The sequence below is a fragment of the Mycobacteroides sp. H003 genome (assembly GCF_001440135.1).
GTDB classification, from domain to species: Bacteria; Actinomycetota; Actinomycetes; order Mycobacteriales; family Mycobacteriaceae; genus Mycobacterium; species Mycobacterium gwanakae.
Genome location: NZ_LJYL01000017.1, coordinates 18,070 through 34,204, shown reverse-complemented (window position 1 = coordinate 34,204; position 16,135 = coordinate 18,070). Strand labels below are relative to the sequence as shown.

Below are 16,135 nucleotides of genomic sequence, written 5' to 3'. Positions count from 1 at the left end.
GACACACCTTGCATACCTGTTAGGCAGAGCCTAATATTTGGGTCGTGGCTGACGAGCGGGTCGCACCGCATTGGTGCACAGGGCAACGCGGGCCTGTTGAAAACCGCTATGGGCTGCTCGATTATTACCACATGAGTTCAGAACGCATTTCTGTCGACCCTGAGTCCTTGCGGGTGGCTGCTGGTGGCAACGCAGACGCTGCATCTGTGCTGGACGAGTACGGTCGAGCGTGCAAGGCGTGGATGGATGAGGTCGAGGAGGAGATCATTCGCTGCCACGGTCTGGTTTCCGCGCCGGTGGGTGCCGCGCTTCGTGATTTCTTCGGAGGCGTCGTCGATGAGGTCAGCGCGGCTGGTGGCACGCATACCGGGATGGATGAGAATCTGTCGGCGGCTGCGGCCCGCTATGACGAGGCGGATGCATCCGGTGCTGCTCGCGTCTCTGCCTCCGGCGGTGTGTTGTAAGTGGCTGCACTGCACGTTGATCCAGCCGATGTGGGCCCGCGTATTCAAGCGGCGCTGATGTCGGCTGCGGCGGCGCTGTCGGCGCCAGCGGCGATTGTGCCGCCTGAGCCGCCCGGCTCTGATCCGGTGTCGGTGGTGGCGGCCAACCGTGTGGCGGTCAATGCCGGCAAGCTCAGCGCGCAGCTGGTGGCCGGGATCGCCAAGATCGCTGCCGGAGAGAGCGCGGTGGCTGCGGCATTGCGTGGATATGTGCAGGTCGATGGCGAAGGCGCGGCCCGGGTAAGCGGAGGCGCAGGTGGGGCGGCCCCGGATGTGCCGTCCATGAATCTGGTGGTGCCGCCAGCGGTGCAGATCCCTGATTTGCCGTTGGACATGTTGGCGGCGCTGGCGACGATTCCTGGCGAGCCTGATGTCGTTGATCTTGCGCTGCAGGGTGGTGCTGGTGCTGCTGGCATGGAGGGGCATGCGGCCGCTTGGGATAACGCGGCGTCGGATTTGAAGCAGGCTGCGCAGTTGTTGCATGAGCTCGTGGGTTCGCTGCCGGCGTCGTGGCAGGGCCCCACGAGTGAGGCGTTGTCCGCGCGGCTTAATGAGTTTGGGCATTGGATGAATTCGGGGGCTTCGGCCGCTGGCGATCACGCCAATTCTGCGCGGCAGGTGTCGAGTCGGTGGAGCAGGGCTGTTCAGGATCATCCGCGTGCTCACGATTATGCCGAAGCGCGGCAGCGGTATTTGTCGGCCGCTGCGAGGGCCAATAGTGGTGATGTGGGTGCCGCACAGGAGGCTGCGAAACAAGAGGGATTGATGGGCCAGATGAAGACGTCGTCGTCTCAGACGATGTCTTCATACGGGGCCGGGGGCGGTGGGGCCGATGAAAATGTGAATGGTCCTGGGGATTCGCCGCGGATCGCTGATGGTGATCCGGCGTTGCCTCATCACGGCGTCAAGAAGATTGGCTCGGTTGACGGCGGCGGTGATGAGGATCTGTTGTCGGGGCTCGCCGATGACGGTAGTGATCCGATGAATCAGTCCGGCCAGGCTGCCGGTCAGATGCTGCAAACGTTGTTGTCGATCCCCACTCAGGTTGGTCAGGCGCTCGGGCAGGTGGCTGGACAGTTTGGGCAGCAGCTGCAGCAGGCAGGGCAGCAGGTTAGTCAGGTTGCCCAGCAGATTGGCAGCGGAATGAATCCGTCGTCAGGAACCTCGGGTGGTGGCGGCGGTACGCCCCGTAATCCGTTGGGTTCCTTGCGTTCCGGTGGGAGCAGTGGCGCCGGTGGCAGTTCGGGCCGCACGATGCCCGCGAGCTTGCCACCGCAGGCCCCCGCGCCGGCTCCTGTGCCACCGGCATCGACCAACGCGGTGCCGACCGGTTCGAGTGTGCGCGGCGGTGCAGGACCCGGGGGAGCGGGCATGATGCCGATGGGCATGATGCCGCCGGGCAGCCGGAACGCGGAGGACAAGGAAATCGACCGCAACACCGACTGGTTCCCCGATGAACAGTTGGTCAAAGACGATGTGGAAGTCAGTGAGCCGATTGCCGGTCAGCGCAAGCGTGACCGGCCGACGGAAACCTAGAAAAGAGGGCTGGCCGAGTGTCTTTCGATCCGATGGTCGAACAATTTCTCGCCGAATCGCGGCGCTTGAGTGAGGCGTTGGGTGCAGTGGAGGCAGCCGCGTTCACCGATCTTCGTGTGCGGCGTGCTGCCCCGAATGAACGCGATGTGATGCCCGAAGTCGATGGCTGGGGCACCCCGACCGACGTGTACTTCGGGGAGGGGGTGCTGGAACGGTACAACGCCCAGGAGCTGCAGCAGCTAATCATGGCGGGACTGCAGGAGTGCTACGAGGTCCTCGATGATCGCCGCCGGGAAGCGGCACGAGCGGCGGCGCCCGAACTGGATCCCGATTCGTGGTTCGGCGCCAAGCCGGCGGTCAGCGGTGAGGACGAACTGTCGTGACAGCGGCGACGGTTGCCCCCGCGGAGCTCGTAGCGGCGTGCCTAACAGGGGCGGTGCGCCGGCTTCTCGGTGGGGCGCATTCGATCACCGCGGCACGTGTGGTGGTGGTGCGAGTGGACCCGCAGTGGGTGCGGGTGCGGTTTTCTACGTCACCGGGGCGTTTACCGCTGCCGTGGGAACCTGACGAAGACGAGGGCTGGATGCGGGCACCTACCGGAACTGAGCCGGCGCTTAGGGATAGCACGGCTGATCCGGTGTTGGTGGTTCTCGGCGTGAGCGAGCGTGACGTGCTGGCCATCAACATGTTGGCAGTCGATGAGATCGGGGTGTGCTGCCAGGGCCGCGCGGAGCTGATCGACTCTTGGCAGCTGCAGGTACAGGTTCAAGGTGGCGATGGAGACGAAACGCTATTGGCGGGTGTACATCTGAGCACGAGCCCAGATGCCACAGTGGTCGTTGCCGACCCACTGGTCGACGGCTTCGAATCGGGATGGGTCGATGTACTCGCTGCGGGCACATCATGGCCTGTTCGACCTCTGCGTGTTCCCGTGCCAGCCATTAGTGATCACGAATCTGCCACTGCGGCAGCACAATTAGTGAAAGAGCATGAGCCGGAGATCGACGAGGAAAACGAGGAAAGCGGCGCCGCCCACGAGTTTGACAAATCAGAACTCGCCGAGGGCGAGTGTGCTGGCGATCTGGAGCCGCCCACGCAGGTCGTAGAGGCCGGCGGCGCGCAAATGACGGTGTTCGGGCGGTTCGAGGTGACCGGAGCTGATGGTGTTGCGCTGCAACCGATGCAACAGCAGATCGTCGGCGCGATCGCGGTGTGCCAGCCGATTCCCACCGCTAAACTGTGCCAGCTGATCTACGGCGTGGACCGCTACAAGGGTTTTCATGTGGCACTCAATAAGATCCGGCGCCGCGGCCTGGCGCCGGTGGTCACCGATGACGGCTACCGCATCGACATCGACGGCCACTGGAGTCGCTTTACCGCATTGACGGGCACTGATCCAGCGACCGCTGCCACGGAAAAGCTTTCACAGGCAGCCGAACTGGTGACCGGACCGTTGTTCGGCGGTGACGAGCAGCCCGGCTGGGCACTGCAAGCCCACATGAGCGATCTTGTGGCGACAGTATTTCGGGAGCTGGCGGCCCGCCACGTCGATGACCCCGCCCGTGCCATGGACTACGCGCGTCGCGGGCTCGCTGTGAAGCCCGGACATCAACAGCTCGGAGAGATCGTCTCAACGCTCGGTGGCGCGGGCTGGGAACACAACAGCGACAAGGACCTGGGGGGCCTGTGAACAACACAGCACCAGATATCGAAGAGTTCTACACGCGCGAATTTTCCGTCTACAACCCCCCAGGGTCCGTTGGGGTGAGCTGCAACGGCCGGGGTCTGGTCAGTGCAGTGATGCTCGATCAGGACGCGCTGGAGTTGGGGCCGGTCGAATTGGGGCAGGAGTTGGTCATGCTGGGACGTTTGGCGCGCGCCAAGTACCGAGTGGCGTTGCGGCTGTTCACCTTGGCTGCGGCCGAGGCCGAAGGACGCAACGTGGAACGCGCAGATCGAATGTGCCGGCGGGTACAGAAACTGCCGACGCCTGAAGAGTACGCGGACATGGAGTCAGCGCGGTTCGCGGATCGGTACCCGGCATGAGCGCGGCAGCGGTAGGGCATTTCGAGGCTGGGGTGGCCGCGTTGGGGGCCATCGACGGGTCGCCGTCCGATGAGCAGCAAGCGTTGAACTACTTCACGGCCGCTACCGATGCTGATCCCACAATGTGTGATGCCTGGCTTGGTCGGATTCGTTGTGGCGACAACGCTTCTGGCACCTTATATCGCGCGTGGCGCAGCCGCGACCAGATGGGTGTGCAGATCAACCGGATGGGAATTTCGGCGGCATCGCTGTGGGCTCGGTTCGAGATCGGAATGGGTCTGGTCGGTCTCGAGCAGCCGATCTATGACCAGTCGGCATTGGCCGCGGCGCTGGCCCGGTCCTTGGCAGAGCGCACCCCGCCGGATTGCGCCGAAGCCATCGACACGCTCTCGGAGGCCACCGCCAGCGCGGTCACCGAGTGGATGAGAGCAGCGATCTACTACCGGTGTGAACGCTGGCCAGATGTGATCGACACCGTCACCTCCGCGAAGCGGCTGTTCAACAGGGACGCAGCTCTCAAGAACGTCGCCGAGCTCGCGGCCGGTATCGCCCATGCCCATCTGGGGCAGTTTGAGGAAGCCGCAGAGTACCTGGACGCGGTCGAGAAGCAGAACGCCTTACCCGAGGCTGTTCCTGTGGCGCAATGGTTTACAGCGCTGATCGCCCGAGAACGTGGTGATGAAACCACCGCCAAGGACTTGATGGGCAAGCTGGACGCCTCAGCGCCGTCGCCGCAAGTGAAAGCAGCGCTCAACGATCCCGGGGTGCGGCTGCAAGTCACAACTGTTGAGGCGATCGCGGCGCGCACCGATCCCTGGGACCCGTCCACCGGGCCCAGCGCCGCGGACGTAGCTGCGGCGCGCGCCAAGGCGGTGCGTGAGGAGTTGTTGGCAGAAGCGACAGCCGACCTTGACGGGCATGTAGGCATGTCCGAGTTGAAGGATCAAGTGCGCACGTTTCGTTCGCGTATTCGCATGGCAGAGAAGCGTCGTGAACTCAATTTGAAGACGCCTAAATCGGCCAATCACATGATCTTCATCGGGCCGCCTGGGACTGGCAAGACTTCGGTGGCCAGGGTGATTGCCAAGATCTTGTGCGGGTTGGGGATCGTGACGACACATAAGGTAGTCGAACGATCCGGCAAGGATTTAGTTGGAGAGCATCTGGGCGATTCTGAGAAGAAACTGCGTGATGCAGTGGCCCAAGCTCTCGACGGGGTGCTGTTCATCGATGAGGCCTACTCGTTGGTCAGCGCAGAGAACAAGGGGTCCAACGCCGACGCATTCGGTAAGGCGGTGGTCGACACCTTGCTGACTTACATGGAAAACCAGCGGCACCGGCTCGTGGTTATCATCGCCGGCTACGAATCGGAGATCGACCAACTGCTAGCGACCAACGTGGGATTGCCGGGCCGGTTCGCGCATCGTTTCCGGTTCAATACCTATAGCACCGAGGAGCTTATCGCAATCGCCGATGTCCTTGCCTCTCACCGTGACGACACCCTGGCTGACGATAGTGTCGAGCTGCTCGGTGACACCTGCGATCAGCTCTCGACGATGACCACCGAGGCTGCCGTCAAGGACCCGGTCCAGGTCCTTGAGGGCGTGCTGACGCAACTACGCGCAGATCCGGACGCGCGCCAGCAGGCCGCTCTGTTGCGTTGGACGCGTGATCAATTGGTGGCGATGACTGCCACGTCAGCGCGTAGTGCGGTCGATTTGGTCGGTAATGGCCGGTTTGTGCGCAAGGTGCTGGAGGCGGCTGCAGATTTTCGTGATGTGCGCGTGGACGACGAATGCTCCGAGGAGGAGGTCGATGAGTCTGTGCTGATGACGATTCAGGGTGCGGACATGACGCGTGCGCTGCATAAGGTGCTGTCGAGTGAATCCACTTCTAACGGTATGGATTTGACGCTGGCGTTGAAAAGTAGGGGGATCTGATGCCGTTCTTGCCGACATCGAAGCTACAGGTCAGTGGCTATAAATATTTGGTGGCGCGGCTACACCATGCGTTGACGCGTCACGATACGCGGATGCAGTTGGATCCGCGGCGGTCCACGGGCATGTCGCAGATCGCTGGGGTGGCGTTGACTGCGGTGGTGCTGTTGGGGTGTGCGGCGTTGGCGTATTTCAAACCGCAAGGGTTGCGTGATAATTCGCGGATTGTGCAGGCACGGGAGTCTTCGCAATTGTTTGTCACGATCGATAATCAGATGCACCCGGTGCTAAATCTGGTGTCAGCACAGTTGATTGTGGGTAGTCCGGAGCAGGCGGTCCAGGTCAAACCGCAAGAAGTGCAACAGATGCCGCGGGGGCAGCTGGTGGGGATCGCTGGTGCGCCCGAGCAGGTATCTCAGCCCGCTGGCGCGGATTCTGTGTGGGCGGTGTGCGATGTGATCGACCATCCGGGTACGGCGCTGCCGTCAACGCACACCGCGGTGATCGCCGGTGATGAGCAGGCGACGTTGGCTGCTGATCCGTCCGCGGCCCGGATTGTGCAGGGCCCTGATCAGGCGACGTGGTTGCTCAACAACGGAATGCGTCGGCGCATCGATGTCAATGATGCGGCGCTGGTGCTGGGGTTGGGATTGCAGCGGTTCCCCGGCATTGACGTGATCAGCTCGGCGCTGTTCAACGCTATCCCTGCAGGTCGGCCGATTACCTCACCGGTGATTGCCGGTGCCGGTTCGCCGCCGACGTATCCCATTGGCGAAGGTGCCGTGATCGGCTCGGTTCTTCGTGTGCCGCAAGCAGGTTCGGTGAACTGGTATGTGGTGCTGGCCGAGGGGGTGCAACAGATCCCCGAGGTGATGGCTTCGGTGATCCGCAACACTGACGCGTTCGGTGCTGCAGTGCCTGCGACGGTGGCCCAGGATGTGATTGCGCGCATGCCGGCTGCCGCGCCGGGCCTGGACACGACGATGTTCCCGGACAAGCCGCTGCACGCGGCGACGTCGCTGGCTGCGCCGGTGACGTGCTGGCAATGGAGAAAAAACGCTGGGGAGCAACAGTCCTCGTATCGGGTGGCGTTCACGCCGGCGCTTCCGCTGACCGAGGATCAGCGCCGTTTGTGGCGTCACAATCTAGTGTCCAAGCCAACTGTGTCGATGTATGCCGCCCCCGGTTCGGGTTTCTACGCCCAGACCACCGGGGCTGATCCACGCTCGCCGGCCACCGAGACCCGTTGGTGGGTGTCAGACCGCGGTGTGCGTTACGGGCTGTCCGAGGAGGCGGCCGCGGCCCTAGGGTTGAAGTCGCCGCTGCCCTCGCCGTGGCCAGTTTTGGAGATCTTGGCTGCGGGGCCAGGGTTGTCGAAGCAGTCCGCGTTGGTCGCGCAAGACACCGTGCCGCCATCGCCTCTGGCGGTGGCCCTGAACGAAGGAGCAGCGGCGCGATGAGTGTCGAACCATGGATTCCGCCGAGGCTGCGCGCCGAGGTGCCCTCGACTAAGGACGTCACGGTCGCCACGGATGTTCCTGCGCCGCCGGAGGTCAAGGAAGTGGTTCCGCCAGGCAAGCTTCAGCGGGTACTGCCGTTGATTATGGTGGTGGCGATTGTCGGGATGCTGGGCATCTTCTTGGTCAGTGGTGTGCGGCGGATGACCAGCCCTATGATGCTGCTGTTCCCAATTATGTTCGCGTTTTCGGCGTTGGGAATGCTCGGCGGTAACGGTGGGCGGGGAGGTCCGAACACCGGTGAGATCAACGGGTTACGGCAGCAGTACCTGAAAATGCTGACCAAGCTGCGTAGCACCGTATATGCACGGGCGAACGCTCAGTACAAGTTTTTGGCGCATTTCGCGCCGCCGCCGTCGGCGTTGGCGGCGATGGTGGGCGGGATACGGATGTGGGAGCGAAACAAGCCCGCCAAGGACCCCACGTACTTTCTCGCCGCCCGAGTGGGGGTGGCGCGTCAGAAGTTGGGTGGCGGGATGCAGATGGCCGATGCGCCACCGGAATCGGTGATTGAGCCGGTATGCCGCGGTGCCGCTGAACGGTTTTTCCGCGCTCATCGCGCCGTCGAAGGCCTGCCGGTGGTGATCGACTTGAAGACGCACCGCAGTGTGCAATTTTTTGGGGATGGCGACTCTGCCGGGTTGATCCGGTCAATGCTGTTGCAGTTGACGGTGTTTCATCCGCCAAACCTGGTGCTGGTTGCGGTCGTGACCGACAATCCTGAGCAGTGGGATTGGATCAAATGGCTTCCCCACAACCAGAACCCGCATCGCATCGATGCGCTGGGCACCGAGCGCATGGTGTATCGGCCTGGTGAGGCTGCGGCCGCTTTGAAGGACGTTCTCGCTGGGCGCGGGGACTTCTCGGCTGATGCCCAATATCAGGGCGAGAAGCAGACTGATGAAGGGCGTCAGCCACTTCCGTGGCTCATTGTGGTCGCCGACCGTGTAGCCGTGCCGGGGTGCGGTGAGGGGATGGAGGCGGTCACGGTGCTGCGCCGCGGCGGGCTCGACGAAGACGGCCTGGAGGCATTCGGGGCGCGGGTGCACATCGGGGGCGACGGTTCGGCACTCAAGCGCCGGATGAGTGCTGATGATGCACTGACGTACTGGCTCAGCGCGGTGGACTGTGTCGATGAGCCTCATGCCCGGCAAGTGGCCCGAAAGATGTCTCGGTGGCGTGCTGCCACCGATCAGCAAGTGGTCGGTGCGCGTTCCGGCGGCGTTGTGGAGATGGAGCGTTCCTGGGCGAATCTGCACGGTGTGCCTGACCTTGGGTCGATGGGCACTAGCTTGTGGCGCGAGCATCGAGAGGGCGATCCAGACCGGATGCGGACCCCGATCGGGTGGGATCGCAACGGTGCGCCGGTGATGCTTAAGATCGCCGAAGAAGCTGAGCAGGGGATGGGGTCGCATGGACTGATCCTGGGCTACACCGGATCAGGCAAGTCGACGTTCCTTGTTCAGGTTTTGATGGGGTTGTGCAGTCGGTTTACCCCAGAAGAGTTGAACCTGGTGCTCATCGACTACAAGGGTGAGTCCACATTCGACGGGTTCGAAAAGCTCAAGCACACCGTGGAAATCATCTCTAATCTGAGTTCGCAGGACATGATCGATCGTCTCAGTGCGGTGTTGCGCGGCGAGGTTGAACGCCGGCAGCGGCTGCGTAGCGAGATGGGTATGAAGACGATCGGTAAGAAGTTCCGTGATGCGCGGCAGTATTTGAAGGCGCGTGAGCGGGGCGCCAAGATTCCTCCGTTCCCCACGCTGCTGGTCGTGACTGATGAGTTCACTGCGTTACTCAAGGAGCATCCGGAGTTCAAAGACGATTATGAACATCTTGCGCGGCAGGGCCGTTCGGATCGGATTTGCTTGATGTTGGCGACCCAGTCGTTAACTGGGGTGTCGGTTGGGCAGTTGTTGTCGAACTGCGGATGGAAGATCGCGATGAAAACCGCCAGTGGCACTGATTCGGCGGCGGTCATCGAAACCAAGGATGCATATCATCTGGAGCATCCGGGTGAGGGCTATTTGAAGGTCGGTGGCGCTGAGCCGCGGTACTTCCGGGGCGCCAGTGTCTACGACCCGTACTTTCCGGCCACCGGGCAAAGCGGCCCCGCCGGAAAGTCTCAGGAGGGCGGCGGGGTGAATGCGGTGGCGCCCTTTAGCGCCACACCAGTGCCGGTGCCTGGCCTCAATGAAGACGAGGAAGAGCACGCGCCGGTCGAGCACACCGCCGAGGAGATCGACAACGCACCCGAGGTGGGCTCGGTTGTGCTCACACAGCTGGAAAACAAGGGCCCGGACATCCACAAGATGTGGTTGCCGCCGCTGCTGCGGCCACGGCCGGTCGGCGAGTTGGTGGCCGCCAGTGGATTGGCTGTCGGTGATAGAGCCGTGCTCACCTTGCCGATCGGTTTGTTGGATGTGCCCTATCAGCACCACCAAGAGGTTTACGCCGTCGATCTGACCGACGCCAACTTGGCGATGCTCGGCAGGACCCGCTCAGGCAAATCCGTGGCGATGCAAACCCTGGCGGTCTCGGCTGCCTCGCTCAACAGCCCGCGACAGCTGCAGATTTACGGGCTTGACTTCAGCGCCGACGGCAAACTTCTGGGACTTGAAGGATTGCCGCATGTTGGCGGCGTAGCTATGCGCGGCAACGTCGACGAGATCAAGCGGGTGATCGCTGAGGTCGAAGAAGTCGCGACCAAACGCAAGGAGCTGTTCCGGGCCAGCCGCATCGCCGGCGGCATGGCAACCTACCGGAACAGGTTGGCTGAGAAGACCATTGAAGACGACGGCCTCGGCGATGTCCTGCTGCTGCTGGACGGATTCGATGCGTTCAAAGATGACCATGACGATCTGATCCCGCGCATCGCGGATCTGGTCAACAACGGTCTGGCTGTGGGTATCCATGTGGTGGTGACAGTGCAGGTTTTCTCCACTCTCGGTCGCAGCCTCAACCAGTCGTTCAGCAAGCGCATCGATTTCAAATTGAACTCGCCGGAAATGTCAGGCGTCGGTAACAAGAAGCTCGCCGAGGCAATCCCCGCCGATGTGCCGGGCCGCGCCCTCGATTTGTCCGTCGGCCTGCACCTGATGATCGGTGCACCTCGTCTTGATGATGTTGCAGCCGTTGACGATCAGGGGTTGGTCGCGGCGGTGGCCACGATTGCAGACAGGTGGAAGGGCCAGTCCGCCCGGCAAGTTCGCGTACTGCCGAGCCGGGTGGCCGCGTCCGATTTGCAGCTTGCAGCCAACTCGCGCCACTCAATGTGGACGGTTCCGATCGGACTCTACGAAAAGGATCTGTCGGCGGTTCCGATCGATTTCTTGTACGACAAGCACCTCAATGTGTTCGGTGGCCCCAAGTGCGGCAAAACCCATCTCCTAGCAGCAATGCAGGGGTACCTGACCTCCCGGTTCACCCCGGAGGAAGTCAAGTTCGTCGTGGTCGATTTCAAGGGCTCAAAGCTGCTCGACGGTCTCGACGAGGACTATCTGCTGCGGTGGACCGGCAAGGAGGCGGTCGCCAACCCCGATCACGACCCGCGGCAAGTGGGCTCGCCGGCCAAGATTCTGCGCGACGTGCAGCGCACCGGGTTGGTGACCAACCCGAGCGAGCTGGCGCCGGTCATGCTCGATATGGCCGCATCGATGGCAAACCGTCGCCTCAAGGGCGGCGAATCCCTGGAGGTCCGCAAGGCGCGGTCGTGGTGGGATGGCCCTGAGATATTCATCTTCGTCGACGACTACGCCGCGGTGCACAGCGCCGCGCCAGGTGCGTTCGCTCCGCTGGCTGAGACGTGGGCCAACGCACCTCAGGTGGGTATGCATTCGGTCGTTTCATGCCCCATGTCGATCGCCAACCGGGTGTTGGGTGCCACTAATTCGTTGATCAAGCTCAACAATGATTCGGGCAGCGCGAACCTGGTGATGGACGGTCTGCGCAACGAAGGACCTGTGCTGTCGATTCGGTTGGAACGCAAAACCACCGGCCGCGGGCTTCTGCTGAGCCTGGACGGCCAGGAAGTCATCCAAACCCCGGTGGTCGCGGCACTTGAGGATGAGCAGTGACCCCGGGCGGAATCGCCGCACCTATTAGCCAGTTTCAGGGCGACCTCACCCGGTTGATGCTGATGAAGTCGGTGTTGACGTGCGCACGCGAGGGGGTGCTCTCGCCGAAGTGGCGCCAGGAGATCCCCGCGGCTGTGGCCAGCGCACTGGGGCAAAGCGGCGAAGACTGCGTGAACACCGCTGCGGTTTCTGCGGTAGCCGCTATCGCGCCGGCAGCGTGGGAACCTGACACGCGTTCTGGGTGGCGGCGATCGCTGGATGAATGGTTCGAGGCCGTCAAGCTATGCCACCACGACATCGAATGCTCCGCGACCCACCTGGCCGACGCTGTGAAAGTCGAGCTCGGAGAGTGGGCGCCTGTCTCCGTGATCGAGGTGGACCTGGCTACGGCGTCCTACAGGGCAGGAATGGCAGCTGGGGGCCTGGATGTGGACTGGTATGACTGGCTGCTTGAGCGCGTCAACCACTGGCCAGATCCGGTACGCCGCGACTACCAGCTTGACCTGATGACGCTGGAGCCGGACTATCGCGCCACTGTTGAGCGTCTTCCTGAGTATTGGCGTTGATCAAGACGGTTCCAGTTGAGGAGATCTTCACGAAGGCACGGCCCGAGGCGGCTTTGCTCGAAGTCCTCTTGCAGGGTGTGCAGCAGCGTGGGACGCTGGTGAAAAGTGTGGCTCCATATTCCTAGGAAGGGGTGGGTTCAATGGTCGAATCATTGACGGTGAACGCGGAGGCGTTGCTGTCGGGGGGTGCGGCTGTTGCCGGTGTCACCGGCCAGCAGACCGCGGCCTCGGCGGCGGCGACGCCTTTGGTGGCGGGATTGGCGCCTTCGGGTATCGATACCGTCTCGATGCTGGCCTCGGTGGCGTTTAGCGCTGAAGGCGTGCAGGCGGGCCTCACCGCCCAGGAGGCGGCGGCGATGCTGGGGCTTGCGGCCGAGGGGATGTCGGCAGTCGGGGAGTCCTACGACGCCGTTGACCTTGCCGGCGCCGCGCGAGTCCTGTGACCTGTAGGCCACTCGATGGAATGGCATGGGCTGCCGCCAGAGGCCAATACTGGCCGTCTGATCGCTGGAGCTGGCGCTGAACCCTACTTGCAGGCTGTCGGTGGGTGGCAGGGGCTAGCTCTGGACTTCACGGCAGCTCTTGCTGCGCTGCGCACGGCAATCGCCGCAGTATCCGCGTCCTGGCAGGGTATGGCGTCCTCTGCCGCGCAAGCCGCGTTCGAGCCGTATCTGAACTGGATGGTGGCGACCATCGCGATCTTCGAGGCGCGTTCGGCTTCTGCCGCGGCCCAGGGTGCCAGTTATGGCACCGCCGTTGTGGCCACCCCGACACTGGGGGAGCTTGCGGCTAATCACTTCACGCATGGGGTGCTGGAGGGCACGAATTTTTTGGGATGCAACACCATTCCGATTGGCGTGAATGAGTTTGAATACCTTGTCGTGCTGTGGAATCGGGCGGCCGAAGCCATGGACGAATACTCGGCTGCTACCGGCGTCAACACGGCATTCGACCCGTTCACGATTGCGCCGAGCATTATGGCGGCCCCAGGGGCTCCTGAGTCTGGGTTGGCGGCGATTTTGGCTCAGGCCGCCGCTGCGCTGCCTGAAAGCGCCGGCCGGGACGCATTGTTGGCTGAGCTGCAGGTGGCCGCCACCGAAGGGGCAGCGCGCGGGCAAGCCCAGCAAGTGGCTCAGCTGGCCGCTTCCTCGGCGGGTGATTTCTCTGGTGGGCAGATCGCGCAGGACGGCGCTTCGCAGACATCGACCCAGAGCACCCAGATGATCACTCAAATGGTGTCGCAGGTGCCCCAGCAGGCGAGTCAGATGGGGCAATCCGTGGGGCAGGCACCTCAGCAGCTGATGCAAAGTGCCAGTCAGCCGTTGCAGCAGATCACGCAACTGTTTCAGGGGATGAGCGGCGGCGACTTGGCTAATCAGGGAATTACGCCGTCCGAGTTGGCGTCGCATTTCGGCTCACCAGAGCAGCTGGGCGCCTACGGTACTAGTGCGGTCGGTTCCAGTGGTGGAGGGTTCAGCGGGGCTGGACTACTTTCGGCGAGCTCCTCGAGTAGCAGCGCGCTGCGTGCCCCTGCGGGCTGGACGCAGCCCGTTGCGGCCGGGCCGACCGATGAAATGGTTCGGACCACCGCGACGGCGACCGGAAGCTCGGGGGCTGTGGGCAGTGGCACCGGAATGATGGGGCCGATGTCCGGAATGCATGATCGCTCGGAAGGCTCGGTGATCACTCTTGATGAACCGGTCGCCGAGGAGCGGGACGTGGTGACCACGCTGGGCTTTGAAGTGTTCGACGAAGACAGCCCAGCGCGCTGGTGATCGGTAGAGGGGGATTTCGGTGATCAAGCGGGTGGGTGGGATAGCTCGGTTGCCGAGAGCCCTGGTGGTTGATGGTCCTCTTGCGTTTGCCGCACGGATCGTTTTGGCTGGTACCAGAGAGGTGTTCGACAAGCTTCCGCGTCGCTGTCTCTGGGCGCGGGCCATCCCTACGGGGGTGGTTTGACCACGGAGACAGCGGATCAGAATGTACGGCTATCACACGAGACAACAAACTAAGGAGTGAGTATCAATGCTTCAGGCGCTCAGTACTGACACTGCAGCACAGAAGGCGGTCGCTGATTCGATCGCCTCGACCGCTGCGACCGAGAAGTCGACTATTCAGGCGTTCCTGGATGAGGTGCAGGCCCTGCAGGCCAGGTTCCAGGGCGAAACTGCCCAGGCTACGCAGACCAAGGCTACGCATCTGCACGAGGTGGGCATCATGTTGTGCAACCATCTCGAAAGCATCTCCGAGCGGGTCGGTCAGTCCGCCGGCGGCTACATCAATGTGGATTCCGACGGAGCTAACACCGTGGCGTCCAGCGGTTCGGTCGCCTTCTAACAACGCCATTCCCAATTTCTTTTAATAGATAAAGGAGAATTTTCAAATGGAACAAATTTGGGATTTCCAGGTCATTCATGCGGCGATCTCCGTATTGCGTGGCCATTCCAACACCATCCAGGGCCAGAATGAGGCACTCGAAGGCCACTTGGCGCAAGGGCAGTCGGTTTGGCAGGGTGAAGCATCGGACATGTGGGGTCTTGAGCAGAAAACACTCAATGACCACGGCAACGAATTCCGTACGGCGGTCGAGTCGTACCTGAACGCGGTCGAGGAGTCCACGCATCACACCCATGGTCAGGAGTTGACGAACGCGGGATCGTTTGGGTCCTGAACACACCGCCAGATAAATATATCGGCACGGGTATAAGATGCCCGTGCCGATATATTTTTTTCGGCATAGTGTGCCCATGTGATTTTCATTCAGGGGGTGTTACGGTCAATACATGAGCAATGACGACGATCCGTATCGGGGAGCATTTACGCAGCCGGGTCACGGCATCGAAGCACCGCGGCAGCCACCCGCGGCAAATCATTCGGCGCCAGCGCCGTACTCCAACCCTGGTGCCTATTACCGGCCGACTCATCAGCCCCCTTACGGACAACCCTCCTATCCTGCAGCGCCAGTGCAGCAGCCCCCAGCCACGGCATTGGTCCCGGCGCGCGGCAGTGACCATCACGTCGCGCTGGACAAAGCCGATACCCGCCGCCGGATGTCAGTGCCGGCCAAAAACGGCTGGCGAGCCGGGCTGAACGCCTTGCCCTGGGTGAGCATCGGCCCCGGCAAGGACGAACGCTACGAAATTTCGTTGAAGGAGAGGGTGGTTCGGCCAGTGCGCGCCACCTTCACTGTGTTGGTGCTCAACTTGAAGGGCGGGGTGGGTAAAACCGTTGCCACCAAAGTGCTTGGGTCGCAAATGTGCAGTGTCCGCGGCGATAAAGTGATCGCCGTCGACCTCGATGGCGATGCGGGAAACCTCACTGAACGCCACGGCCGCGAAACCGACTTGTCCATCATCGATCTGGTGTCCGACGCTTCGGTGAAGCGTTATCACGATGTGCGAGCGCATACTTCCTCGGACATGGTGTCCAAGCTGGAGGTGCTCGGTCAGCCGCGGTTCGCCAGTTCAGATCGTCTGGTTGGGCCCGATGACCTCGGCCGGACTATGGGGCATCTGCAGGAGTACTACTCGGTGGTGCTACTCGATTGCGGAACCGCGCTCAAGACCCCGCTGGTGAGTGCTGCACTCGGGCAGGCCGGCGCCTTGGTGATCGTGACGTCCGCTTCCGGTGATGCGCTGCTGCAAACCGATGAGACGCTGGAGTGGTTGCGGAACAACAACTATCAGAAACTGCTCGACAAAGTGGTGCTCATCATCAACCACACCGACACCGACAAGCCCAACGTTGTTGTGCCCAAGGTCGTCGAACAGTTCTCTCGCAAGATCCCCTTGGCGCGGATCTTTGTGGCGCCCTTCGATAAGCATGTGCACGAGGGCCGCGAAATCAATCTCGAATTGCTGTCGAAGACAACGCGGCGGCGCTACCTCGAAATCGCGGCGGCTGTCTCGGACATGTTCCCGAAAACGGCCTGACACAACATCTTCCGGGAGG

The 16,135-nt window shown here is 62.3% G+C and carries 14 protein-coding genes; all 14 read left to right on the top strand.

The genetic code is table 11. The features are described from left to right. Positions 1-131 precede the first annotated feature (131 nt). The 14 genes from AOT87_RS12365 (at position 132) to AOT87_RS12300 (ending at position 16,116) form a co-directional block, all read left to right on the top strand. Positions 132-464 carry a type VII secretion target gene (locus tag AOT87_RS12365; RefSeq protein WP_057970013.1) on the top strand — a complete coding sequence of 111 codons (333 nt, stop codon included), beginning with the start codon at positions 132-134 and terminating at the stop codon, positions 462-464. Further along, entirely contained in the window at positions 465-2,039 is a 1,575-nt protein-coding gene (locus AOT87_RS12360; RefSeq protein ID WP_057970012.1) for a PPE domain-containing protein, read from the top strand. Positions 2,040-2,056: 17 nt separating this feature from the next. Beyond that, positions 2,057-2,422: a hypothetical protein gene (locus AOT87_RS12355; RefSeq protein WP_070953324.1), complete on the top strand. Its 366-nt coding sequence runs from the start codon at positions 2,057-2,059 to the stop codon at positions 2,420-2,422. Next, positions 2,419-3,729, top strand: coding sequence for a bacterial transcriptional activator domain-containing protein (locus tag AOT87_RS12350; protein ID WP_057970010.1), 1,311 nt, complete (start codon positions 2,419-2,421; stop codon positions 3,727-3,729). Before AOT87_RS12355 ends, AOT87_RS12350 begins: the two co-directional genes overlap by 4 nt. Then, on the top strand, positions 3,726-4,085 hold the full coding sequence (locus AOT87_RS12345; RefSeq protein ID WP_057970009.1) for a hypothetical protein: 360 nt from the start codon (positions 3,726-3,728) through the stop codon (positions 4,083-4,085). Before AOT87_RS12350 ends, AOT87_RS12345 begins: the two co-directional genes overlap by 4 nt. Continuing rightward, positions 4,082-6,025, top strand: a complete 1,944-nt coding sequence (gene eccA, locus AOT87_RS12340) for a type VII secretion AAA-ATPase EccA (RefSeq protein WP_057970008.1) — start codon at positions 4,082-4,084, stop codon at positions 6,023-6,025. Before AOT87_RS12345 ends, eccA begins: the two co-directional genes overlap by 4 nt. Continuing rightward, on the top strand, positions 6,025-7,482 hold the full coding sequence (eccB, locus tag AOT87_RS12335; RefSeq protein ID WP_057970007.1) for a type VII secretion protein EccB: 1,458 nt from the start codon (positions 6,025-6,027) through the stop codon (positions 7,480-7,482). The genes eccA and eccB overlap by 1 nt, the downstream gene beginning before the upstream one ends. After that, positions 7,479-11,618, top strand: a complete 4,140-nt coding sequence (eccCa, locus tag AOT87_RS12330) for a type VII secretion protein EccCa (protein WP_057970006.1) — start codon at positions 7,479-7,481, stop codon at positions 11,616-11,618. The genes eccB and eccCa overlap by 4 nt, the downstream gene beginning before the upstream one ends. After that, entirely contained in the window at positions 11,615-12,184 is a 570-nt protein-coding gene (locus tag AOT87_RS12325; protein WP_057970005.1) for a hypothetical protein, read from the top strand. Before eccCa ends, AOT87_RS12325 begins: the two co-directional genes overlap by 4 nt. A gap of 140 nt (positions 12,185-12,324) precedes the next feature. Then, positions 12,325-12,627, top strand: coding sequence for a PE domain-containing protein (locus tag AOT87_RS12320; RefSeq protein ID WP_057970004.1), 303 nt, complete (start codon positions 12,325-12,327; stop codon positions 12,625-12,627). Between the two features lie 15 nt (positions 12,628-12,642). Beyond that, a complete protein-coding gene (locus AOT87_RS12315; RefSeq protein ID WP_057970003.1) occupies positions 12,643-13,959 on the top strand; it encodes a PPE domain-containing protein in 1,317 nt (438 codons plus the stop codon). Between the two features lie 250 nt (positions 13,960-14,209). Beyond that, positions 14,210-14,521, top strand: a complete 312-nt coding sequence (locus tag AOT87_RS12310) for a WXG100 family type VII secretion target (protein WP_057970002.1) — start codon at positions 14,210-14,212, stop codon at positions 14,519-14,521. Positions 14,522-14,567: 46 nt separating this feature from the next. Continuing rightward, on the top strand, positions 14,568-14,855 hold the full coding sequence (locus tag AOT87_RS12305) for a hypothetical protein (protein ID WP_057970001.1): 288 nt from the start codon (positions 14,568-14,570) through the stop codon (positions 14,853-14,855). A gap of 112 nt (positions 14,856-14,967) precedes the next feature. Beyond that, on the top strand, positions 14,968-16,116 hold the full coding sequence (locus AOT87_RS12300; RefSeq protein ID WP_081344343.1) for a MinD/ParA family protein: 1,149 nt from the start codon (positions 14,968-14,970) through the stop codon (positions 16,114-16,116). The last annotated feature ends 19 nt before the right edge of the window (positions 16,117-16,135 follow it).

What these genes read in the sequence shown, in the direction of transcription:
- AOT87_RS12365 (WP_057970013.1), top strand. Translation starts at nt 132, where the DNA reads ATGAGTTCAGAACGCATTTCTGTCGACCCTGAGTCCTTGCGGGTGGCT.
- eccA (WP_057970008.1), top strand. Translation starts at nt 4,082, where the DNA reads ATGAGCGCGGCAGCGGTAGGGCATTTCGAGGCTGGGGTGGCCGCGTTG.
- eccB (WP_057970007.1), top strand. Translation starts at nt 6,025, where the DNA reads ATGCCGTTCTTGCCGACATCGAAGCTACAGGTCAGTGGCTATAAATAT.
- eccCa (WP_057970006.1), top strand. Translation starts at nt 7,479, where the DNA reads ATGAGTGTCGAACCATGGATTCCGCCGAGGCTGCGCGCCGAGGTGCCC.
- AOT87_RS12320 (WP_057970004.1), top strand. Translation starts at nt 12,325, where the DNA reads ATGGTCGAATCATTGACGGTGAACGCGGAGGCGTTGCTGTCGGGGGGT.
- AOT87_RS12315 (WP_057970003.1), top strand. Translation starts at nt 12,643, where the DNA reads ATGGAATGGCATGGGCTGCCGCCAGAGGCCAATACTGGCCGTCTGATC.
- AOT87_RS12310 (WP_057970002.1), top strand. Translation starts at nt 14,210, where the DNA reads ATGCTTCAGGCGCTCAGTACTGACACTGCAGCACAGAAGGCGGTCGCT.
- AOT87_RS12305 (WP_057970001.1), top strand. Translation starts at nt 14,568, where the DNA reads ATGGAACAAATTTGGGATTTCCAGGTCATTCATGCGGCGATCTCCGTA.
- AOT87_RS12300 (WP_081344343.1), top strand. Translation starts at nt 14,968, where the DNA reads ATGAGCAATGACGACGATCCGTATCGGGGAGCATTTACGCAGCCGGGT.